Source organism: Bradyrhizobium sp. PSBB068, from assembly GCA_016839165.1.
Taxonomy (GTDB): Bacteria; Pseudomonadota; Alphaproteobacteria; order Rhizobiales; family Xanthobacteraceae; genus Bradyrhizobium.
In genome coordinates this window covers 97,036-118,202 of the sequence record CP069301.1, presented here as the reverse complement: position 1 = coordinate 118,202, position 21,167 = coordinate 97,036, and the positions used below count along the sequence as shown (strand labels likewise).

The 21,167-nt window shown below is 61.4% G+C and carries 22 protein-coding genes and 1 pseudogene; 14 read left to right on the top strand and 9 right to left on the bottom strand.

Translation table 11 applies throughout. From position 1 onward, the window contains the following. Positions 1-77: 77 nt before the first annotated feature. The 8 genes from JQ507_35580 to JQ507_35545 all read right to left on the bottom strand — a co-directional run bounded on the left by JQ507_35580 (position 78) and on the right by JQ507_35545 (position 6,567). Positions 78-272 (bottom strand): hypothetical protein, encoded by a 195-nt coding sequence (locus tag JQ507_35580; protein QRI73707.1) that lies wholly within the window; start codon positions 270-272, stop codon positions 78-80. Positions 273-290: 18 nt separating this feature from the next. Next, positions 291-896, bottom strand: coding sequence for a DUF1419 domain-containing protein (locus JQ507_35575; protein ID QRI73706.1), 606 nt, complete (start codon positions 894-896; stop codon positions 291-293). A 246-nt stretch (positions 897-1,142) separates the two neighbouring features. After that, entirely contained in the window at positions 1,143-1,451 is a 309-nt protein-coding gene (locus JQ507_35570) for a DUF4326 domain-containing protein (protein ID QRI73705.1), read from the bottom strand. Positions 1,452-1,677: 226 nt separating this feature from the next. Next, positions 1,678-2,076: a hypothetical protein gene (locus tag JQ507_35565; protein ID QRI73704.1), complete on the bottom strand. Its 399-nt coding sequence runs from the start codon at positions 2,074-2,076 to the stop codon at positions 1,678-1,680. A 172-nt stretch (positions 2,077-2,248) separates the two neighbouring features. Further along, positions 2,249-3,136: a DUF3991 and TOPRIM domain-containing protein gene (locus JQ507_35560; GenBank protein QRI73703.1), complete on the bottom strand. Its 888-nt coding sequence runs from the start codon at positions 3,134-3,136 to the stop codon at positions 2,249-2,251. Between the two features lie 202 nt (positions 3,137-3,338). Beyond that, a complete protein-coding gene (locus JQ507_35555) occupies positions 3,339-3,515 on the bottom strand; it encodes a hypothetical protein (GenBank protein ID QRI73702.1) in 177 nt (58 codons plus the stop codon). Between the two features lie 440 nt (positions 3,516-3,955). Then, positions 3,956-5,446, bottom strand: a complete 1,491-nt coding sequence (locus JQ507_35550; protein QRI73701.1) for a replicative DNA helicase — start codon at positions 5,444-5,446, stop codon at positions 3,956-3,958. Between the two features lie 392 nt (positions 5,447-5,838). Then, positions 5,839-6,567 (bottom strand): autoinducer binding domain-containing protein, encoded by a 729-nt coding sequence (locus tag JQ507_35545; GenBank protein QRI73700.1) that lies wholly within the window; start codon positions 6,565-6,567, stop codon positions 5,839-5,841. A gap of 214 nt (positions 6,568-6,781) precedes the next feature. On the opposite strand from JQ507_35545, the gene JQ507_35540 reads away from it, so the two are divergent. The 14 genes from JQ507_35540 to JQ507_35475 all read left to right on the top strand — a co-directional run bounded on the left by JQ507_35540 (position 6,782) and on the right by JQ507_35475 (position 20,194). Further along, positions 6,782-7,417, top strand: a complete 636-nt coding sequence (locus JQ507_35540; protein QRI73699.1) for a GNAT family N-acetyltransferase — start codon at positions 6,782-6,784, stop codon at positions 7,415-7,417. A gap of 37 nt (positions 7,418-7,454) precedes the next feature. Further along, on the top strand, positions 7,455-8,018 hold the full coding sequence (locus JQ507_35535) for a type IV secretion protein (GenBank protein QRI73698.1): 564 nt from the start codon (positions 7,455-7,457) through the stop codon (positions 8,016-8,018). A 73-nt stretch (positions 8,019-8,091) separates the two neighbouring features. Further along, entirely contained in the window at positions 8,092-8,388 is a 297-nt protein-coding gene (locus JQ507_35530; protein QRI73697.1) for a TrbC/VirB2 family protein, read from the top strand. Between the two features lie 15 nt (positions 8,389-8,403). Next, entirely contained in the window at positions 8,404-8,742 is a 339-nt protein-coding gene (locus JQ507_35525) for a type IV secretion system protein VirB3 (protein QRI73696.1), read from the top strand. Then, positions 8,735-11,101 carry a VirB4 family type IV secretion/conjugal transfer ATPase gene (locus JQ507_35520; GenBank protein QRI73695.1) on the top strand — a complete coding sequence of 789 codons (2,367 nt, stop codon included), beginning with the start codon at positions 8,735-8,737 and terminating at the stop codon, positions 11,099-11,101. Before JQ507_35525 ends, JQ507_35520 begins: the two co-directional genes overlap by 8 nt. Next, complete coding sequence (virB5, locus tag JQ507_35515; GenBank protein ID QRI73694.1) at positions 11,098-11,820, top strand: P-type DNA transfer protein VirB5; 723 nt, start codon at positions 11,098-11,100, stop codon at positions 11,818-11,820. The genes JQ507_35520 and virB5 overlap by 4 nt, the downstream gene beginning before the upstream one ends. Then, on the top strand, positions 11,817-12,065 hold the full coding sequence (locus tag JQ507_35510) for an EexN family lipoprotein (GenBank protein QRI73693.1): 249 nt from the start codon (positions 11,817-11,819) through the stop codon (positions 12,063-12,065). Before virB5 ends, JQ507_35510 begins: the two co-directional genes overlap by 4 nt. Before the next feature lie 11 nt (positions 12,066-12,076). After that, the gene (locus JQ507_35505; protein ID QRI73692.1) at positions 12,077-13,063 is read left to right on the top strand and encodes a type IV secretion system protein; all 987 of its coding nucleotides are present in this window, start codon (positions 12,077-12,079) and stop codon (positions 13,061-13,063) included. A gap of 362 nt (positions 13,064-13,425) precedes the next feature. Further along, complete coding sequence (locus tag JQ507_35500; GenBank protein QRI73691.1) at positions 13,426-14,097, top strand: virB8 family protein; 672 nt, start codon at positions 13,426-13,428, stop codon at positions 14,095-14,097. Beyond that, entirely contained in the window at positions 14,094-14,945 is an 852-nt protein-coding gene (gene virB9 / locus JQ507_35495) for a P-type conjugative transfer protein VirB9 (protein ID QRI73775.1), read from the top strand. The genes JQ507_35500 and virB9 overlap by 4 nt, the downstream gene beginning before the upstream one ends. A 10-nt stretch (positions 14,946-14,955) precedes the next feature. After that, positions 14,956-16,101 (top strand): type IV secretion system protein VirB10, encoded by a 1,146-nt coding sequence (virB10, locus tag JQ507_35490; GenBank protein ID QRI73690.1) that lies wholly within the window; start codon positions 14,956-14,958, stop codon positions 16,099-16,101. Further along, positions 16,098-17,129, top strand: coding sequence for a P-type DNA transfer ATPase VirB11 (gene virB11, locus JQ507_35485; protein ID QRI73689.1), 1,032 nt, complete (start codon positions 16,098-16,100; stop codon positions 17,127-17,129). Before virB10 ends, virB11 begins: the two co-directional genes overlap by 4 nt. Continuing rightward, positions 17,095-19,041 carry a type IV secretory system conjugative DNA transfer family protein gene (locus JQ507_35480; protein QRI73688.1) on the top strand — a complete coding sequence of 649 codons (1,947 nt, stop codon included), beginning with the start codon at positions 17,095-17,097 and terminating at the stop codon, positions 19,039-19,041. The genes virB11 and JQ507_35480 overlap by 35 nt, the downstream gene beginning before the upstream one ends. After that, a complete protein-coding gene (locus tag JQ507_35475) occupies positions 19,025-20,194 on the top strand; it encodes a hypothetical protein (GenBank protein ID QRI73774.1) in 1,170 nt (389 codons plus the stop codon). Before JQ507_35480 ends, JQ507_35475 begins: the two co-directional genes overlap by 17 nt. Before the next feature lie 35 nt (positions 20,195-20,229). Here the strand turns inward: JQ507_35475 and JQ507_35470 are convergent. Then, positions 20,230-21,122, bottom strand: a pseudogene (locus tag JQ507_35470) (zinc ribbon domain-containing protein). Between the last annotated feature and the right edge of the window lie 45 nt (positions 21,123-21,167).

Below are 21,167 nucleotides of genomic sequence, written 5' to 3'. Positions count from 1 at the left end.
CGTCCCGCCGGCAGCAGGCCCGGCAGGCGACGCGATTGCGTGAAGGTGAGGGGTGAAGGATCGGCTCTGAGCGGACGTCAGAGCCGGAACGTGCGGACGAGATGCTTATGCCTGGCCTGGCAGGCCAGCATTTCGGAATAAAAGCGCTTGCGCGCCTGCTTCAGCGCCGGATCATGGCGGTGTTGTTTTGCGATCCGCGATCGCGCAGCGCGCACGACGGCACGCCAAGGGGCGTGAACGTAAACTCCGAGGCGGGAGTAGGTCGCTTCCATGGACGGACCCCCTCTCGCTCACGCTGCGACCGGCTGTGGCAAATGACGCAGCTGCACGGGGAGCTTGGCGGATACTTCGTCGTCCGTGAGGTCGTCGAGCAGTTTCAGGACGGTGCCTCGATCACCGCCATAGACCAGAACGGTTCGCTTGCCGCGCATAGCGGCAGGCCAGCGCTCGCCTGCATAGCCGCGATAATCGTCATGCGTGCACGACCAGATGTGCTCAAGCCGTTCTTCGCGGGTCATGGCGCGCACCGGCCGCGTCTCGCGATCGACGATCGCGGCCTTCATGCGATCGGGCGAGCCGCGATCGGAAAGGTCGCAATAACCGTGAAACCACCGGGTGCAGCCATCGATTGAGAGCGCGAAGAAGACACTGGTGACGCTGCCGGTCATATATTCGCTGAGCGCGAACATGTCACCGCGCATGAACAGCGGCGGCAGGATGTCGAGCATATACTCGTAGTCGCACTCGGCGATCTCGAACCACTCGCCGGCGAACAGATCGCCCGCATCGCCGTCGGCCAAGGCGGGTGCGCCGCGATGACGGTTGAACATGTGGTGCATCTCGTGGCGCGACGCGACGCCTTCGAAAATCTTGCGGATTGCGGATGAGGTGTGCATGAGCGGCTCCTGGCCTGTTGCGGCTGAAGCGCGGGCGATCCGCCTGATCCCCTCATCACTTCAGTCCTTCGTCACACCTCTCGGGCGGCCGCCTCTCCGGTCCGACGGGTCAAGGGCCGCGGAACGCGGGCGAAGCTTCACCCTTGACGCGCCGGCCGGGCATGCGGCAGCGGGGTTTTTTGTCCTTTCTCCCATTCTCTCTTCCCTCCTTCACGCGCGGGACCGGACAAGACAGTGGTTGTGCGCTCACGCCGCCACCTTGACGCGCCGCCACCAAGCGATCCGCTCATCGCGCGTCGCATTGGCGAGCCGCAGCAGCAGATCGCCGTGACACGGTCGCGGCGCGCACCAGCAGACGAGATCGCGCCCCCGCAACTCGTCCAGTGCGCGCAAGAGCTGATGCTGATCCGCAAGCCAGCGCTCGTATTTTGCTATCACTGCTGAGCGATCGCCGTCGGGACCGATCCGGAACGGATTGCCCCACTTGCTGCCGCGCCCGATATAGACCGCGCCCGCGGGCACGCCTGCGTGATGCTTGTTGAGAACCCTGCACATCGACAGCGCCTTTCGATCTCCGTTGCGGTGGACGCTTCGCAGGACGGGTTCAACGAGGGTCACCGATCGCGTGTCGCGATGGGAAACGGCTTGCCCGTTGACTGGAGAGCCGCCGCGTCCAGCACGTCCGCGACCGATACGGAGATCGCCATGCGCGATTCGGCAGGGTTTGCAGATACGACAAGCGCGCTCGCTGCGCCGTCAGGCGGAGCGCGCATGAGCCTCGTCAGTCCGGGTCGCGGGAGCCGGCGAGTATTGCCTCCGCCTTGGCAATCGCCGGCTGCGCGCGCTCGAGCCGGAAGGCGCGGTCGAGTTGCTCGGTGTCGCTTTGGCTCGCGAGAACCTTGACGAGGCCGAGCAGCACCTCAAGGTGCAACGCGATGCGCTGCGGCGTCTCGACATAGTGAGCGGGAATCGGCTGTGCGGCTCCGGTGTAGGCGGCATTCTCGCCAGACCAGATGCCCGTCACATAGGTCTCGCCGGCGGACTCGTAGTCGCGTTTTTCGTCAGACCATTCGTCGTCGTCGACAGCGAGGCGACAAGCCTCTTCCATCGTCGCGGCCTCGTAGGTCTGCTGGCGATAGACCGGCAGGCGATAGGTCGTCTCAATCGTGAAAGAAGGCATGGTTGGCCCTTCCCTTTGGGTGTTGCAAACACCCTCGGGCGGCCGCATCTGCGGTCCGGCGGGTCAAGGGCCGCGGAACGCGGGCGCAGCTTCCCTTGACGCGCCGGGCGGGCATGCGGCACGGACCTATGCCTACCCTTGGCGTCCTCCTTCGCCCCCGCTGTTGCCCGCCTCACGCGGCGCAAAGGTCTTCGTTCCAATCGTCGGCGCGCGGCCGGGATCGTGCAAAACGGGATCCGGTTTCCTCCGCGATCGACCGAATTCGCCCGGCATACACCTCGCCCTGCCGATTGTTATCGGTCGCGGCCACCAGCAGCACGTTGGCGCGCCCAGCCAAGGCCCGGATTGCGTCCTCCGTCGCCGGAGCCCATCCGCCTCCCGTGCTGACGTAGAGCGTGTCATCACGCAGTTTTTCGAGCGCAGCTAGGCTCATGGCGTCGACCGCCGCTTCGGTCACGCAGACGCGTGCGCAATCGGAAGCACCGAGGCGAAACAGCTCCTTGGCGCCGCCGGTCGCAAAGCCGCGCCAGCTCGGGCCGCGCTCTTCCCAGCCGGTGACGGTGTCGCGGGAATCTGTGTGCGCCGCCCACATGCTGCCATGCGGACCCTCCCGAAGCCGGCCATGGGCAACAATACCGGCGATGATGCGATCGGGGATGTGCCGTTCGTCGGTCAGATAACGCCAGGTCGGGGAGCCGGGCCGAGGCACAAAGCGATGTCGCCAACGGACCGCGATCGAGCCAATCGCCTTCGGCTTGGCAGGACGTTGCCAGACCGGTGCGCTCGGGATGAAGCCGACGACATCAGCGACACGATCGCACGCGTCGGTGAAGCCGGCGGCACCGAGGTGCTCGGCGAGCGAAAACACGTCCCCTTTTGCGGTCGACAGCGGATCAAACCAGCCGCGGCCGTCATGGATGACAATCACGATCTTGCTGTCGCGTCGATATTTGATCGCGCGGCGGGTGCTTTCCTTGATGTCGACTTTCCAGCCTTCTTTTTCGAGCAGGGCCGCGCAGCCGACCTTTTCGCGCAACCCTTCGATTTCTCTTTTGTTCATCTTCCTTCACCGGACTCGCGCAGGCAAGTCCGCCCTCTCTTGCGTTGGTCTTTCTTGCTCCTAGCCTTGCGGAACGTTCCTGACCGGCCGCGAAGCCTGCCGAATGCAAGGGCGCGCTGACCAACGGTCAATTGCCGCATCTGGTGCGCGGCGAAGCCTCCCTTGCAGCCGGCAAGGCGCCAGCGGCAGCCGGTCACCCGGCTCAATGAGCCGGGGTCCACGGGTCGTATTCATGAAGGATGGCGTCCTGTTCGCCGTCGTATTCGCTGGAGACCATGACGCCGAATTCGTTCTCAGCTTGGAAAAGGATGACCGGCACCAGCAGCGTGCGGGCCAAGTCGAATGCATGGTGCTGAGCGAGCGTGAGATTGTGCGACATTGAAAGGCTCCCGTCTTGCGGCGGGGACCATCCCCGCTCGACAGGCGCCGAAGTGTTCGGGGGCGGCTGCGGTCACCTCGCAGGCGAAGCCGAAGAGGTCGCACGCTTGCGTAGCGAACCCCTTGCGGGTTGATCGTGGAAGGCCGCGCTTGAACCAAGGAAAGCCCATTCGAGAGCGGGGTGGTCCTTCTCCGGAAGTGGGTGTGCCGAACTGTACATCTCCCGCCGGTGAGTCCATGCCGGCGACATCGAAACCGAGAAACAATGTGATCCTTCTTCCTTGAATAAGCGAAGAATGCGGTACGATGGGCGCGAACTAGCTCAGATCAGGTTGACGGTACGCCGACGGCGCGGTGACCGTAGAGCTGACTTGATATTGCTCGACCCGATGGCTTGTGACCGACCAAGCAACGTGTGGAAGGAGCGACCAGAGTCGGGGCTTAATCCGATCGGCGCGGCAAGCGGTTGTCTTCGACCAGGTCGAAGAAGCGAGTGAATTCCCCTTGAAACGTCATCGCCACTGTTCCTGTCGGACCGTGCCGCTGCTTTGCGATGATGACTTCCGCCTGGCCGCGCGCGTCCCTCATCTCGGATTCCCAAGTGAGATGCTCGTCGGTGCCGGGCTTCGGCTCTTTGTTCTTGAGATAATACTCTTCGCGATAGACGAACAAGACGACGTCGGCGTCTTGTTCAATCGAGCCTGACTCGCGCAGATCGGAGAGTTGCGGGCGCTTTTCGTCGCGGTTTTCGACCCCGCGCGAGAGCTGGGACAGCGCAACGACCGGGACGTTGAGTTCCTTGGCCAGCGCTTTCAGACCCGTCGTGATCTCCGTGATTTCCTGAACGCGATTCTGCGTCGCGCGCTGCGATCTGCCCTGCATGAGCTGAATATAATCGACGACAATGAGGTGCAGGCCTCGCTGTCGTTTCAGACGGCGCGCGCGGGCCGCGACCTGGGCAATGGAGAGCGCGCCTGTCTGGTCGATGAAGAGGGGCAGCCGTCGCATTTTCTGGCGGCAGTCGAGGAGTCTGCCGAAATCGGTCTCGCCAATGTCGCCACGCCTGATGCTCGAGGAGGGGACTTCCGCCTGTTCGGAGAGCACGCGCGTGGCAAGCTGTTCCGACGACATTTCCAGTGAGAAGAAGGCGACGATGCCCCCGGCGACGGGCCGTGGCGAGCCGTCGACCTGTTCTGTCGCGTCGTAGGCGCTTGCGACGTTGAACGCTATATTCGTGGCAAGTGACGTCTTCCCCATGCCTGGTCTGCCGGCGATGATGATGAGGTCCGTTGGTTGAAGACCGCCCATTTTGGCATCAAGATCCTTGAGGCCAGTAGCAAGCCCCGAGAGCCTGCCATCGGACTGGTAAGCTTGCGCGGCCCTGTCAATGGCGTTGTCCAGCGCGGTCTCAAACGTCTCGAAGCCGCCGCCATAGCGTCCCGTTTCGGCGATTTCGTATAGAAGCTGTTCGGCATGCTGGATCTGATCTTGCGGAGCGCAATCGACGGCCGCGTCAAAGGCGTCATTGAGCATGTCCTCGGCGATCTTGATCAACTCGCGTCGTACCGCGAGGTCGTAGACGGTTCGGCCGTAATCGGCGGCGTTGATGACGGTCGTCGCTTCCGCAGCCAGGCGGGCGAGATACTGCGCAGCCGATAGTCCGGCAATATCGAGCGCTGCTGGAAGGAACGTCTTAAGGGTAATTGGATTGGCAATTTTGTTTGAGCGGATCAGCTCGCTAATCACCTCAAAGATGCCACCGTGCAGAGGCTCGAAGAAATGATTAGCCTTCAGGAAATCGGCAACGCGATGAAAGGCGTCGTTGTTGATCAGCATGGCGCCGAGCAGCGCTTGCTCAGCTTCGATGTTGTGCGGTGGCTCGCGATAGTGTGGAGCTTCCAACGGTTTCAGTTTGAATGCTGCTTCTGACACGTTTGTCCGTCCGCCGAGCCAATGTTGAAGTGCAGGACCTACTAACAACAAAGGACCATGCAGGGGATGGGCGGCGAATCGCCCACCCGTGGAGAAGTGTAGCGCCAACGCAGGTAAAACCAATCGATTCGCCAGATCAGGGCAGCCTTCGCGGCTATTGGGTCAAGCAACCGCTCGCGTCAGGGATGGCCGCCCGCGAGGGGGAAGACCCGCATGCGGGGCTTCAGCGCAGCCGCCAGCCCGGCCCCCGAGGGGGGACGCCCAATTGCTCTCTCGACGAACCCGCAAACACAGATAATGGGGGCATGCGCAACAACGGTGAGCGGCACATCCTGTGGGCCAAATTGATGCAGGCGCCGGAGATCGGCCAATGACCCAGACCCACGCATAGCTTACGGCAATAACCCCTGACGAATCGCAAGCGCAACGGCGTGGGGAAGGGACAATGCGGCAAGATTTCGCCGCGCGTTGTCGAGATGGAACTTCACACCCCGCGGTGTGACGTCGAGAAGTGATGCAATGTCTTGCATCGTTTTACCCTGAGATATCCATGCAAGGCACTGCCGTTCCCGCTGCGTCAGCGCGGTGCCCGTCTGATCGTTCAACGAGGCTCGTCCCATCCTGGCGCTCACATGCGCATGGTAGGTAAGGCCGATCATTTGCAAGAGATCCTGGGAGGTCTCAACAAAACGGTCGAGTCCAAGGCTCCGGTCATCTACCGCCAGCGTAAACGCTGCGGATTGTCCGTTGCCGCCGGGAATCCGAACCGTCAAACCTGTCCTGATCTTGAAACTGAGCGCATCGTCAAACAGACGGCGTTCTCGGGCGGATTTCGCAGATCGCGCAGCTCGTCCGTCCCATTGAAACACCCGGCATGGGGTGAGGGGCTTCTGCAGAACAGGATCGATCTCATCGTATTGTTCATCGAAGTAGTGATCGGTCCAACTTTTCGGATAGGACGAGATCAGATTGGGGGCATCCGAACGGCGCCCGAAATAAGCAAACCACCGGAATCCCAATGCATGCGCGGTCCGCTCCGCCACGCGACGGAAATCATCTTCGGTGCGCGCCGTGTGAAGACAATCGACAAATTCATGGCAGGCCCTTTGGACATCTTTCATGGCGCCTCTCAATCAAGTTTATATCTATTCTAACGCGACAGGACGCGACTACGTCGAAACTCGCGCCCTGCGTGTGCGCCGTCTACGGCGACCTTACGGCGGCTTTGGGGCAGGCCGGTGTTCCCCACACCCCTGTCGAAACTGACAGCTTCAAGCGGTGACCGCTCCTGATTTCGTGGATCTCGAACCTGTGATTCGCAGCTGGAGATCAAGAATGAATGTCATCGCACTCACGCGTCCTGCGCTTTTGAGGAATTCCGCACTGGCGCTCGGGATGCACGGTCTGCGACGGCGCGTCTTTCAAGACCGGTTGGAATGGGAAGTTTCGGTGTCGGATGGACTTGAGGTCGATCAATACGACGTGCTGTCGCCGACCTATCTGTTGGGTATTGATAGGCGGGACGTTGTCGGTTGTGTCCGCCTGCTGCCGACCACCGGGCGCAATATGCTGGCGGATACGTTTCCGGTCTTGTTGGACGGCCGGGCTGCGCCAACAAACCCCAGAATTTGGGAAAGCTCACGTTTCTGCGTCGATACACAGAATGTGGCGGCCACAGCCGAGAATGGCTTGAGGGAAGCAACGTTCCTGCTGTTTGCGGCGATGATTGAATGGGGTCAGCAAAACGACCTTCAGGCGATCGCGACCGTCACTGATCTGCGAATGGAGCGTATCCTGCGCCGGGCCGGGTGGAGTCTCGATCGCCTCGGCGAGCCTCGCCAGATCGGAGCCACCAAAGCCGTCGCCGGTCTGTTGCCGGTAACCGATGATGCTCTCGCAGCAATCCGGACGGCAGGCAATATTTCCAAACCAGTCATCGAAACTCCGGCGTCTTTCGCTTTCGCTGCCTAAGCGCAAGCGTCGATTTTATTCCTGATCGGAGGCTGAAGTGGATCCCGCCGCATTCGCTACCCTTGTTGAACGATGTGCATCGCCTGCCATGGCCGCGCCTTTGACCGCGATCGTACAACAAGCGAGTTCGTTCGAACCCTTTTTGATCACCCTTGGCGAGCGCAAGCCGATCCGCCTTCAGGCTACCGACCGAAATGAGGCGATCCAGCTTGCGACGGAAGCGGCGGCGACGGGCAAGCCCGTTCGAATTGGCCTTGGTCAACTCGATCGCGAAGAGATGAAGCTGGCAGGTCTCACGATAGCCACGACGTTCGACGCTTGCCAACATGTGGCAGGCCTCGGCCGATTGTTTCAGGTCCGATTTCAAACGGCGATTGAGGACAGAGGCGGTTCTCACAAAGCGGCATTCGACGCTATCAAGAGCTTTGCGATGAAGGACAAGCCCACCATGCCCCAGGTAGGGTCACGCGCGCCCTCGCAACCTCCTGCCGACGAACCCGCTGCGAACTTATCCTCCAGTACCGATCTCGCCAGGGAGCGCCCAAGCTGGGACGTCTATCGCGCAGGTCTCGGCATGTCAGCCTTTGTGTATGGGCGGTGACTCGTTTGCTCAATCTCCAACCACACGTTCGAGCCGGCCTGGTCCGGCCGCAACACTCCTAGGAACTCTTCACATGCCCTCTCGTCTCAAGAAATCCGCCGCACTTCTTTGCATCGGTCTCGTTGTCAGCATCGGACTGGCCGAACCGGCGCTGGCGCAGACCGCGAATATCGAAGGCGTGCTGCAGAACATCGTTACCATGTTGACCGGCAACGTCGCGCGGCTGCTGGCGACACTGGCGGTCATCATCGTCGGCATCGCCTGGATGTTTGGTTATCTCGATCTGCGCAAGGCCGCCTACGTCGTGCTTGGCGTCGCCATTACGTTCGGCGCCTCCGAGGTAGTCTCGACCTTGACCGGGGGTCGATGAAGATGGTGGTCACCCATGACTGAGCCCATGCGTCTCACCGAGGACACTTTATTCCTCGCCTGCACGCGTCCGGCCATGATCGCCGGCGTCACGATGGAGGCGATGGCGCTGAACGTGATGTTCTCCTGCATCCTGTTCCTGGTGGCCGGGAGCATTTTGTACGGCCTGGTCGCGCTTCCGATCCACGGCCTCTGTCGGATTATCTGCCGGCACGATCCCAACATGTTCCGGATTTTGCTCGCCTGGATCGAGACCCGGGGCCGCACGCGCAACGCCCTGTTCTGGGGCGGATCGTCCTGCACGCCGCTGAAGCTGGTTCGGCGTTATCGAGCGAGGGATTTTGGTTATGCGTAACGCAGCGGCGAAAGCTCGCGAGATCGAGTCCGATATCTATTTGCCGTTCGCCCGGCACGTGACCGATACAGTGATTAGCCTCTCGACCCGCGCCTTGATCACGGTGATCCGGATCGACGGCATCTCATTTGAGACGGCTGAGGCGGTCGATCTGAATGATCTTCATGCCAAACTCAACCTCACGCTACGCAATATCGCCGACGACCGGCTGGCGCTATGGTCTTATCTGGTTCGTCGCCAGACATCGGATTACCCGAGCGGCACCTTCAGCTCGACATTTTCGGCCGCGCTGGATGCGCAATATCGCGAGCGGCTTCGGAGCGAAGCGCTGTTTCGCAACGACCTCTACCTCACGCTGGTATGGCATCCCGGCCGCGCGACGACGGACGCGGCGGCAGCGTTCTTCAAGCGGCTCGGTCGTGCCAGCCGGCGTTCCGTCGAGGTTGACAGCGAAGCCTTGAAACGGCTCGACGATGCCAAGCGCGACGTGGTAGCGGCACTCGAGCGTTACGATGCTCGTGTCGTCGGCTTGGTCGATCGCGACGGCATCGTGTTTTCAGAACCAATGGAACTGCTCCACGCCGTCACCTCCGGCGAGTGGATGCCAATGCCATTGCCGCAAGGACCGATCGGGCCGGCGCTCTACTCGAATCGCATCATCTTCGGCCGAGAAGCCCTCGAAATACGCAGCGCTGGCGGATCACGCTTCGCGGGCATGTTCGGGATCAAGGAATATCCGGCGTCCACCCGGCCGGGTCTGCTGAACGCACTACTCTCAGCTCCCTTTGAACTCATCCTTACACAATCTTTTGCCTTTCTGTCGAAGGCCGACGCCAAGACGGTTCTGACGCGCAAGCAGAACCAGCTCGTCTCGGCTCAGGATCCTGCGGCCTCGCAGATCGACGAACTCTCGGACGCGCTTGACGATCTCGAATCCAATCGATTTGCCCTCGGTGATCATCACCTCTCGCTGCTCCTGTCAGCTGATACGGCTTCGCAGTTGCAGGGGCACATGAGCGTGGCGCGTCGCGCGCTGGCGGACGCGGGCGCCGTGGTCGCGCGCGAAGATCTTGGGCTTGAGGCAGCCTATTGGGCGCAGCTTCCTGGACTATTCAAATACCGGGCCCGCGCCGGCGCGATCAGCTCCCGCAATTTCGCAGCATTCTCCCCGTTCCACACCTATCCCGTCGGAAAGCCAGACGGCAATCATTGGGGACCGGCGGTTGCGATGCTCAAGACCGCTTCCGGTTCGCCGTTCTACTTTTCATTTCATCACGGCGACCTCGGCAATACCTTCATCTGCGGCCCGTCGGGATCAGGTAAAACCGTTGTTCAGAATTTCCTGCTGTCGCAGGCCGAGCGGCTCGGCGCAACTTATGTGTTCTTCGACAAAGACCGCGGCGCCGAGATTTTCATCCGTGCTGCCGGCGGCACTTATCTGACGCTCCGCAACGGCGTCCCAACCGGCTGTGCGCCGCTCAAGGCGCTGGAGCTTACTCCGGCGAACCTCTCCTTTCTGGGCGAACTGGTCCGAAAGCTGGTCACACCCGACAACCGCCCGCTGACCGTCGCCGAGGAGGAGCGGATCGATTCCGGGTTGCGCGCGCTTAACCAGCTCCGGCAGGAGGAGCGTTCGTTCGGCGCATTGCGCGCCTTTCTCGGTCAACAGGATCGCGAGGGGATTGGTGCCCGGCTCGAGCGATGGTGCCGCGGCGCTCCCTACGGCTGGGTGCTCGATGGCGACCAGGACGCCATCGGCCTCGACGCCCGTTCCATCGGCTTCGACATGACCGATCTGCTCGATCACCCGACCGTCCGGACACCGCTGATGATGTACTTGTTCCACAGGGTCGAACGTCTGATCGACGGCCGGCGCTTGATCATCGACATCGACGAATTCTGGAAGGCGCTGGGAGACGAGGCGTTTCGAGATCTCGCCAACAACAAGCTCAAAACCATCCGGAAACAGAACGGTGTCATGGTGTTCGGTACCCAATCCCCCCGGGATGCGCTGGCCTCCCCAATCGCACACACCATTGTCGAACAATGCCCTACCCAGATTTTCCTGCCGAATGCGCGGGGAACGCGATCCGACTATGTCGACGGCTTCCACCTCACGGACACCGAGTTCCGCCTGATCAGGGAAGAACTCGCGCCCGAAAGCCGCCGCTTCCTCGTCAAACAGGGTCACAACTCGGTGGTGGCGGAACTGGATCTCGGCGGATTCGACGACGCGCTCGCCGTGTTGTCGGGACGGACGGAAACAGTCGAACTGCTCGATCGCATTCGGCAGGAGGTCGGCGACGATCCGGCCCAATGGCTGCCGGTATTTCACGCAGAGCGGGGGAAAGTTCGATGATGCATCAGCGCATGTCGGTGATGTTCGCGTCCGTGTCAGTCGTGAGTCTCCTGATGGCATCACCTGCAGGAGCTGAGATTGTGTTCGATCCTAACGTCTTTGCGCGGCAATTTGAGCAACTGACGGAACTGAAGAAGCAAGTCGATACGCTGACATCGCAGCTCAAGGTGGCGCAGGATCAGTTGAACCAGGCCAAGCAGCTCTATGACAGCTTCAACAAGCTGACCAATACCAACGACATTGGCGCACTATTGAACACACCGCAGTTTCGTAAAGTTCTGCCGCAACAGTTTTCCGATATCGAAAAGCTGGTGGCGGGGCAGGGCAGCGGCAACTTCGCAAACTCAATCAATCAGTATCTCTCGCAAAACCGCGCATATGCGGGCAACAGCGGCAATTCATATTACCAGAGCGAGCTCGACCGGATTGCCCGGCAGACCGGCGCCAAGCACTCCATGGGCCAGGCAGTCTACGACACCGCTTCGCAGCGTATCGATGCACTCGAAGAACTGAGAACTCGCATCAGCTCGGCGACCGACGTCAAGGAGATCTTGGATCTGTCGGCGCGACTGCAGGCCGAACAGGCGCTCCTGCAGAATGACGTGCTGCGGATGCAGGGTCTGGCGATGATCCAGCAGGCTCGCGTGGACATGGATGGACAGCGGGAGCGGGAGAAACAGCGACAACTGGTCGATGAGATCAAGGCAGCCCTACAATGAGAAAGACGACTTTTATTCTACTGTTGCTCGCCGCGACAATCAGCCTCACGGGCTGCAACGAGGCCGACACCAGTCATCCACCGAAAACAGTCGGTTGGTTTTTCGAACATCGCGACGAGCTTGCGGTGGCTCTCAAGGCGTGCCGCGACAACCCGGGAGAACTCGCAAAGACGCCAAATTGCGTCAACGCCAATGAAGCCCGCAACAAGGTCACCGTCCAAGAAATGAAAGACGCCCTGAAATAAGGATCGCCGCGATGGCCGTTAACGTCTTCGACAGCTTCTTGAAAGAGTTCGAGCAACCGATCACGGCATTCGTGTCGACCTCGGTATCGAATCTCGCTTCCTACATCGATGGTCCGCTGCGCGCCGCCGTGATGCTCTACGTCATCCTTTACGGTTTCGCGGTGATGCGGGGCGCGATTTCTGAGCCAATCATGGAGTTTGCCTGGCGCGCAATGCGGATCGTGGTTGTGGTGCTGTTAGCGACGAACTCGAGCACGTTCCAACAGTACGTAACGGGATTGTTCTTCGACTCTTTGCCGAAGGAGATCGGCAATGCTTTGGCGGGGTCTGGACTGAATACCAGTTCCGGCGCTCCGTTCGATCAGCTTCTGTCCAAAGGGATTGACGTTGCTAACAAGATCTACGACCAGGCCGGCCTGACCAACATCGCACCCGCACTGATTGCTGCCATTCTCCTGGTCTTTGTGGCCGTCGGTTCGTTCCTGCAATTCGCCATTCTGCTCTACGCCAAAGTGGGTCTCGGGGTCGTGATCGCGCTCGGCCCGGTATTCATTGCGCTGGGACTATTTGAGGCGACCCGCCCGTTTACAGAGGCCTGGCTCCGACAGGTCGCGAACTTCGTGATCCTATTGGTGCTGGTGGTCGCCCTCGTCGGGCTGATGTTAACCACCGTCAGCGGCTTCATCGACAGGTTTGCGGCAAACGCCGGAACAGCCGGCGAGATGGTGGTGGCTGCGGTCGCTATCAGTGCGGTGCTCGGTCTCTCCGGTTACATCGCGCTTCAACTGCCGGTCATCGCTGGCGGTCTCGCCGGGGGTGGCGCGTCACTCGCAAGCCGGCTGGTGACGAGCCCGCTAATCGCCAATACCACGGCCGCAGCCGGCGGCGCCTATGCCGGCGCGCGCGGGGCGGCCAGTCGCGGTCTCGCGGCCATGCGGGCCAGCCGTCAGGGCGGCAGCATGCGGCGCACTCGATCGCAGGGGGCACCGGCCGCCTAGACGACCAAACGACATCGCCGGCATCAGGCCGACCAGGGAAATCAGGGGCATAAGAAGAATGTGGTACCGACTCTCAATTGTGTGCGTGATCGGGATGCAGCTTGGAGGCTGCGCGATCTGGTCCAAGGCACCACCCTCCTGTGACGGTCTGGCCCGGCGGCCGCTCAATCGTTCGTTATGGGACTGGGAAACCGGCACGCCTTTGGCCGCGCCTGAGCCGCCTATCACGCCATCCGCACCGATAATGCGCAAAGGCGACAGCAGCCCACCAGCCCCAGCGACCCACTTGGCCCTGAGCTTCGCACCAGGCGACGGGACCGACATAGCCTCGTCCTACCGCCCGTGCGGCAAGGAGACATGAGATGGTTCGTCAGGATGATCTGAAAACCTATTTCGAGAACGCACGGCGATGGGAGCAGGATCTGTTGTTGTCCGCCCATCGCTCGCGGCGAGTAGCCTGGGTGATCGCAGCGGGTGCTTGTGCCTTGGCGGTCGCCTCTGTCGGCGCGGTCGCAGCCCTTGCACCGCTTAAAACCGTCGAGCCGTTCGTGATCCGGGTCGATAATGCCACCGGCATCGTCGAGACGGTCTCCGCGCTCACATCCACATCGTCTCGATACGACGAGGCGGTCACCAAGTATTTCCTCGGGCGTTATGTTCGGGCACGAGAGGGCTATAGCTACCCGGAGGCCGAAACCAACTTTCGCACGATATCGCTACTGTCGGGGCAGGGCGAACAGGCCCGTTTCGCGGCCTGGTATCGCGGCTCCAATCCCGAAAGCCCGCAGGTCGTGCAAGGCCGTTTCGGCATCGCCACGGTGCGCATCAAGGCGATATCGCTTCTGGCCGACAACGTCGCATCCGTGCGTTTCATGAAGGAGAGCCGTAAGGGCGAGGAAACCCGCGTCACCCATTGGGTCTCGACCCTGACGTTTTCCTATGCCAACGCGCCGATGTCCTCCGCCGACCGGCTCATCAATCCGCTCGGCTTTCTGGTTTCGGAATATCGCGCCGATCCGGAGGTCGTGCCATGAAACGTCTTGCTCTTTTGATGATATTGGTGCTTGGCATTGCGAGTCCTGTTATGGCCTTGCAACAACCGTCTCCAGGGCAACGCGATGCGCGCGTTCGAACGGTAACCTACGACCCGGCCAACGTAGTCCGCCTCAACGGCGTGATTCGCGCCTCGACCCAGGTCGTGTTCGCGGATGATGAGGAGGTGGCGCATGTCGCGATCGGCGACGCGGTCGCATGGGAAGTCGCGCCTGCGGGTTCGATCCTGTTCCTCAAGCCGCGCGAAAAGCATCCGCCGACCAATCTGCAGGTTGTGACCACCCGCCCCGACGGCCGCAAGCGCTCGTACCAGTTCGAGCTGTCGATCGCCGAAACCACGCTGGCGGACAGCTATTTCGTGGTTCGCTTCGCCTATCCCGGTGACGAGATTGAGCGCCGGCGCACCGACGCCGCAGCCCGCGGCGCCGAGCGCGAAGGCGCCCTGATCGAGCAAACGTTTGATCTGCACCATGCCTATGGGGCGCGCAACTGGCGGTTTTCGGCGCAGGGCTCGATCGATCTCGAGCCGGAAACCGTGTTCGATGACGGCAAAGAGACCACATTCCGCTTTGCGGGCAACCGCGAAATTCCGGCGATCTACCTGATCAACTCGGACGGTTCTGAGAGTCTGGTGCCGAAGGATGTCCGCGGCGAACTCGTGGTGGTCCATGCCACGGCGAAGCAGTTTCGGTTGCGCAAAGGCAACGACGTACTTTGCATCTTCAACGAGGCCTTTGACGCGGTCGGTGTCAATCCAGGCACCAACACCACCAGCCCGTCGATCGAGCGGCGGGCGAGGAAGTCACCTCCATCCCCAAAGTCACGATAGGCGGCGCGATATGACCGAGATTCAAAATGAGGCGCTGCCCGATGACCGTGGCATTACTCCCGTGGGAGGAGGGGATAACGGTCGAACGGCGATGCTCAAGCGCGGCTTCGGCGCGCTGGCGCTTACCGCGTTCGCGTTTCTGATCATCTGGGGGACCTGGAAAGGCGACAAGCCGGTCACCGATTCCGCCCGTAAGCTCATGATCCGGCAGGCTGCGGCGTTCGAACCCGTCAAGGAGGCGCCGGCGGCGCCGATTACCACGGCGTCCATCCCGGTCGCTCCGGTCGCGGCCGTGTCAGCGGCATCCGCACCCGCTCCAGACCAGATGCTCGAAAGCGCGCGGCGCGCGCCAGTATTGGCCTATAACCGGCCGGTGTCGGCTGCACATCCCCCTCGTGACGGCGTGACCGGAAGCATCAGTACCGATCCCTACAGTTTTGGGCGAGGCGAGCCGCGCAATGACCTTGCCGACAAGCTCAAGCCTACGCCAATCGAAGGGGTACGCGCGGCGCGGCTTCCCAATCGCAACCTGCTGGTCACACAGGGAACGTCGATCCCGTGTGTGCTGGAGACGGCGATGTCGTCGGACGTGGCGGGCTTCGTCTCCTGCGTCGTCATGCGAGACGTGATGTCGGATTCCGGCAACGTCGTGCTGATGGAAAAGGGCACCCAAGTGGTCGGCGAATATCGTGGCAATGTGAAGCGCGGCTCAAAACGCATGTTCGTGTTGTGGACGCGGGCCAAAACGCCGACCGGGGTGATTGCGGCTCTAGCCTCGCCCGCAACGGACGCGCTGGGCCGCGCCGGTTTTGATGGTGACCTCGACACCCATTTCTGGGAGCGATTCGGTTCTGCAATGCTGCTGTCGATCGTCAGCGACGCTTCTTCGATCGGGCGTCAACAACTGCAAGACGGCTCAATCCAGGTCAACAACACAACGGGCGCCACCAACACCGCCGCCGCCATCGCCGTTGAGCAGTCCATCAACATCCCGCCGACGCTGAACAAAAACCAGGGCGAATTGGTCAATATCTTTGTCGCGCGCGACGTGGATTTCTCCTCGGTCTATCAATTGCGGCGGATCGAGAGCCGTACGCAGATTTTGGACCGCACCGTCCCCGGGGTCATCGTGGCCCCGGCTGTGGTGACAAAATGAGCGAGGTCACATCGATCGAACGCGATGGCGGTCGGCTCGTGCTGGCGCGCTACCTGGAGCCGCTGGCCCCATATTTGGCGGACAAAACCCTGACCGAAATCGTCGTCAACCGTCCTGGCGAGATTTTCGTGGAAGGACCCGGCGGCTGGAGCCGGCACGAAGCGGCATCACTCACCCATGCTTACCTTCTGCATCTCGCAACCGCTGCCGCCGGCCACACCCGTCAGGACATCGGACCGGAACATCCGGTGGTCTCGACCAGCTTGATCGGCGAGGAGCGCTGCCAGATCGTGGTGCCGCCGGCTGTCCCGGCCGGCATGGTCAGTCTGACGATCCGCAAGCCGTCGGTGCTGACAATGACACTGGACGCCTTCGAGCGGGCAAAACTGTTCGATGAGGTCCGCGTCGCCAATGACGAACTCACCGCCGACGAACATCGGCTTCTGGCCCTGAAAGAAGCCGGTGCCTGGCGCGAGTTTCTACAGCTTGCCGTCTCAACTCGCCGCAACATCATCATTTCCGGGGCGACTGGTTCGGGAAAGACCACGCTGTCGAAGGCGTTGATCGCGGCGATCCCGGCGCACGAGCGACTCATCACCATTGAGGATACCGCCGAGCTTGTCATCCCGCATCAAAACTGTGTACGGCTGCTCTACGCCAAGGACGGGCAGGGTCTTGCCAAGATCGGACCGCGCGAACTGCTCGGATCCTGCCTGCGGATGCGGCCCGACCGCATCCTGCTGCAGGAGCTGCGCGACGGCACGGCCTTCTTCTATCTGCGGAATGTGAACTCCGGTCATCCAGGATCGATCACCACGGTTCATGCCGACAGCGCCCGGCTCGCCTTCGAACAACTCACTCTATTGGTGAAGGAAAGTGCGGAGGGGCGCGATCTGCATCGCGACGATATCCGTTCGCTGCTGCTGCTTCTGGTCGACGTCGTGGTCCAGATGCAAAAGCGCGAAGGCCGCTACCGCATCACGGAAATCTATTATGACCCCGTTCGCAAACGCGACCACGCCCACTAGGTTCGCGCTCGGTACTGCGCTTGCGCTCGGTGCCAGTGCGCTCTTTCTGCTGGTCGCCTCCAACGTTCTGCTGCTCGGGTTGCGGCTGCATGACGGCGGATTCCACTGGTTGGAGATCGCCACGGGCTGGCCGCGTTACGGCGCCGACCCGCGATTCGACCGCTGGCTGACGTTGGCAACGCTCGCCGGCGTCGTTGTGGTGTTCGGAATGCTCGGCGCTATCCTCCGTCAACGTCCGCTCCCTCTTCATGGCAGCGCGCGCTTTGCCTCAGAGCGGGAGATCAAGGCCGCGGGCTTGCGTTCCGCTGAAGGCATCCTGCTCGGACGCAAGGACGGTGCGCTGCTGTGTTTCGGAGGCTCCGAACACGTCCTGGTTTACGCACCGACCCGCGCTGGCAAGGGGGTCGGCTATGTCATTCCCAATTTGCTGAACTGGCCAGATTCCGTCGTTGTTCTCGACGTCAAGAAGGAGAATTGGGATCGCTCCGCTGGATTTCGGGCGGCCCATGGTCAGGAGGTCCATCTGTTCGATCCGCTTGAGGAGAACGGTCGCACCGCGCGCTACAATCCGCTAAGCTATGTGCGCAGCGATCCAGCGGATCTCTATGACGATCTGCAGCGCATCGCTGTGATGTTGTTTCCAGCGGAGAGCCGCGGCGATCCGTTCTGGTTCGAGGCCGCTCGCTCGGCCTTCGTCGCGATCGGCGGCTATGTCGCGGAAACGCCTGGCTTACCCTTGACGATCGGCGAGATCCTGCACCAGCTGTCCGCGTCCAGCGACCTCAAGTCCCATTTTGAGAAACTCATCACCGCTCGCAAGTCGGGCCCGTCACCACTGTCGCGACATTGTATCACGGCGCTGAACGATTTCCTCGCGGCCTCCGAAAACACCATGAACTCGGTGCGCAAGACCGTCACAGCGCGCCTTGGTCTCTGGCTCAACCCCCGGATCGATGCCGCAACTTCGACCAACGATTTCGATTTGCGGCAGCTGCGGCAACGGCCGATGTCGATCTATCTCGGCGTAACGCCTGACAATCTCGACCGTATGGCGCCGCTTCTGAACCTGTTTTTTCAGCAAGTGGTCGATCTCAATACCCGCGAACTGCCGGAACAGAATCCGAAACTCAATCGCAAGGTTCTGCTGCTGCTCGACGAATTTCCGGCGCTGGGCAATGTCAATGTGCTGGCGAAATCGGTGGCGTTCATCGCCGGATACGGCATCCGCCTCCTCACCGTGGTCCAGAGTCCGTCGCAGCTGCGCGCCATCTATGGGATCGACGCCGCCCGCAACTTCATGACCAATCACGCCGTCGAGGTTGTGTTCGCGCCAAAGGAACAGGACGTTGCAAATGAACTTTCGGAGCGGATCGGTTACGACACCGTGAAAGCGCGCAGCCGCAGCGGACCGAAAGGGCTTGCGATGCGCTCAACCAGCGAGACGGTCTCCGAGCATCGTCGCGCCCTCATGCTGCCGCAGGAACTGAAGCTTCTCCCGAAATCCAAGGCCTTCATTCTTGGCACTGGCGTTCCGCCCATCATTGCCGACAAGATCGTATATTACGAAGACAAGGCGTTCCTCACACGTCTGCTACCGGCACCTGTCCCGGAGCTGCCCAGGAGCCGTTCGAATGCACTGCTTGACGCCGAGATCAAGGAGCTCCGCTCCGAAGTCGCCGAGCTCCGCGCGGTATTTCGGTCTCGCCCAATGACCGACGAGGAAGTGGCGGACCCCTCCACAATTCCCGCAAATGCCAGTTTCGATTTCGGCGATGTGGATGTGGATCTTGAAGGGCTGTCCGAGGACGACATGAAAGCCTGGACCTTGAATTACATCGACGCTCAGGCCCTCCCACTGGCGCGACGGCCAAGCCGGAAGCAGAATGGACGGCAACATGAACGGCACGCTTGACGGCGGCGAGGACTTTAGCCTCAAACGGCAGGATCGCGCCGGTCGCGATCCCAATGCAGACAAATCAGGCGAGGGTCGGGCGACGACGTCGGACAAATCACCCTCCGCGATGGTCGGTGGCGATGCGCTGCCCGATCGTATCCGGCGCAAATATTATGTGGTGACCAATGAGCCCGGAAAAGATCGGCCAGCCGGCGAGGCGCGGCTTTATGCCGACGAGCGCGGCGAGTATCTCGCTTTCAAGGTCACCGACGACCGCCTGGTCACGCGTCTGGCGGCGGCCGAAGTGATCCGCGACATGGTCAGCGTGGCGCAACATCGGCAATGGGATTCTCTCCAGGTCCGCGGCTCCGTGGAATTCCGGCGCGAGGCCTGGCTTGAAGCCGGCGCGCGCGGACTAGAGGTTCAGGGTTATCAGCCAACTGAGCTTGACCGACAGACCCTTGCTGATCGGCGAGAAGTCTGGGACCGGGCCCATTCGGGCACCCCGGAAGTCGAGGCTCGTTGGGCTTCCGATAAAGGAGAGCGCGCGGATAAGTTTGACTACGACAAGGGCATATCCGGACGCCTGATCGAGGTCGGTCAGGCACCTTACCGCAATCGTACCGATGCCGAAGCGACCACTTATGTTGCTCTCGAGCTCGACAATGGCCGCCAGCATCAAGTGTGGGGCGTGGGTCTTGAAAAGGCGACGGCCGACAGCAACGCGAAGCCCGGTGATCGCGTTCACGTGCGCCGGGACGGTGTCGAGCGCGTCACAAAAGAGATCAGGGTGATCGACGCCACCAGTGGGCATGCACATATCGAACAGCGTCAGATGCCGCGCAATCGTTGGCAGGTGACTGCTGAGAAATTTCGCGCGGCAGATCGGCAGACAGCCGCCCGTGAACCCGATCTGGTGACGGCGCAGTCGCAAATGGTTATCATCGAGAAAGCCTTGGAGCGCGCGTTTCCCAAGGATTTACGCGCGCGTCACAGCATCATGGAAGCGGCGAGGGAACGGATCGCACACCATCTTGGGCAAGGACACTCATTCGGCCGAGCAACCGTCATGGAACCAGCTCAGGACCGTCATCGATCGGAAGGCGATAAAGGTGATGCTCTGCAAGCCCGGAACGGCGAGCGCGTGAGAATTCAGCAACGAGAACGCTGATCGCGCCGACTTCTCCGTACTAATTGTTTCAGGTCTTACTCACTGCGTGAAATCCCAGGTTCAAATCCTGTCCCCGCTCGCGACACTCCCGCAGCGAAAGCTGCGGGAGTGTCGCGTTTCCGAGTCTTTCCAATGACTTGCGCTTCGATCCAGCCAAGGATCGTGCCCAATTCGCCGTGTAAGGTGGCGTCGATTTCGCCGCGGTTCGGGCCAGGGCGCAGCGTAATTTTCTCAACCAGCCCCCGGATTGCTTCCGCTGCCTCACCACGATCCTCGGGGTTGTTGAGCGCCTCCGCCAGTCGCTCGACCTTCATCCGATAGACACACGACACGTTCGGATGGATGTCCGGAATATCTGCCGGCACCTGCGCTAGAGTTTCCTTCAGCACGTCCTCGCGGGCCTCCAATTCGCGCATGCGATCGGTCATGCCGCGCGTGTGGCCGCCTCCTTCAATCACACTCAGCATTTGCTTCAAGGTGCGCTGGATCTTCGCCAACTCCGAGCGGTGACCCTCGCCACTAGCGCGGCGTTCGCGGTTAAGCCCGTTCGTCTCCTCCGCGTAAGCGCGTATTGCCTCAGCTGCCATCTGCGGCGCCATCATCCGGTCCTGGAGCCGGCGAGCACGCGCTGCTCAAGGTCAGCCTGTGCGATCGTGCGGCTGTTCGTGCAGGAGCCGTTGGTAACACGGGCCGCACAGGCATAGCGGTCCTGGCCGCGCAGCGAGTAGGGGCCGCCGCAAACGCCGCAATAGATCAACCCGGAAAACAGCGACTTCGGTCGGTGCAAGCCGTTCAGCCGGTTCGACTGTGCCTCACGCACCGTCTCGACGACATTGACATATTTGTCGGCGATCTCGCTCTGACGCGCTTTCACCGCCTGCCAGAGTTTGTCGTCGATAATCCTGAGTTCCAGAACCTCGGTGACGATCCACTCCGATTTTGATGATGCCGGTGCCGCGCTTTACGTGTCCGC

Bases quoted from the DNA above. Each gene is read 5' to 3' on its own strand.
- JQ507_35580 (QRI73707.1), bottom strand. From the start codon at position 272: ATGGAAGCGACCTACTCCCGCCTCGGAGTTTACGTTCACGCCCCTTGG.
- JQ507_35575 (QRI73706.1), bottom strand. From the start codon at position 896: ATGCACACCTCATCCGCAATCCGCAAGATTTTCGAAGGCGTCGCGTCG.
- JQ507_35570 (QRI73705.1), bottom strand. From the start codon at position 1,451: ATGTGCAGGGTTCTCAACAAGCATCACGCAGGCGTGCCCGCGGGCGCG.
- JQ507_35565 (QRI73704.1), bottom strand. From the start codon at position 2,076: ATGCCTTCTTTCACGATTGAGACGACCTATCGCCTGCCGGTCTATCGC.
- JQ507_35560 (QRI73703.1), bottom strand. From the start codon at position 3,136: ATGAACAAAAGAGAAATCGAAGGGTTGCGCGAAAAGGTCGGCTGCGCG.
- JQ507_35555 (QRI73702.1), bottom strand. From the start codon at position 3,515: ATGTCGCACAATCTCACGCTCGCTCAGCACCATGCATTCGACTTGGCC.
- JQ507_35545 (QRI73700.1), bottom strand. From the start codon at position 6,567: ATGAAAGATGTCCAAAGGGCCTGCCATGAATTTGTCGATTGTCTTCAC.
- JQ507_35540 (QRI73699.1), top strand. From the start codon at position 6,782: ATGAATGTCATCGCACTCACGCGTCCTGCGCTTTTGAGGAATTCCGCA.
- JQ507_35530 (QRI73697.1), top strand. From the start codon at position 8,092: ATGCCCTCTCGTCTCAAGAAATCCGCCGCACTTCTTTGCATCGGTCTC.
- JQ507_35525 (QRI73696.1), top strand. From the start codon at position 8,404: ATGACTGAGCCCATGCGTCTCACCGAGGACACTTTATTCCTCGCCTGC.
- JQ507_35520 (QRI73695.1), top strand. From the start codon at position 8,735: ATGCGTAACGCAGCGGCGAAAGCTCGCGAGATCGAGTCCGATATCTAT.
- virB5 (QRI73694.1), top strand. From the start codon at position 11,098: ATGATGCATCAGCGCATGTCGGTGATGTTCGCGTCCGTGTCAGTCGTG.
- JQ507_35510 (QRI73693.1), top strand. From the start codon at position 11,817: ATGAGAAAGACGACTTTTATTCTACTGTTGCTCGCCGCGACAATCAGC.
- JQ507_35505 (QRI73692.1), top strand. From the start codon at position 12,077: ATGGCCGTTAACGTCTTCGACAGCTTCTTGAAAGAGTTCGAGCAACCG.
- JQ507_35500 (QRI73691.1), top strand. From the start codon at position 13,426: ATGGTTCGTCAGGATGATCTGAAAACCTATTTCGAGAACGCACGGCGA.
- virB9 (QRI73775.1), top strand. From the start codon at position 14,094: ATGAAACGTCTTGCTCTTTTGATGATATTGGTGCTTGGCATTGCGAGT.
- virB10 (QRI73690.1), top strand. From the start codon at position 14,956: ATGACCGAGATTCAAAATGAGGCGCTGCCCGATGACCGTGGCATTACT.
- virB11 (QRI73689.1), top strand. From the start codon at position 16,098: ATGAGCGAGGTCACATCGATCGAACGCGATGGCGGTCGGCTCGTGCTG.
- JQ507_35480 (QRI73688.1), top strand. From the start codon at position 17,095: ATGACCCCGTTCGCAAACGCGACCACGCCCACTAGGTTCGCGCTCGGT.
- JQ507_35475 (QRI73774.1), top strand. From the start codon at position 19,025: ATGAACGGCACGCTTGACGGCGGCGAGGACTTTAGCCTCAAACGGCAG.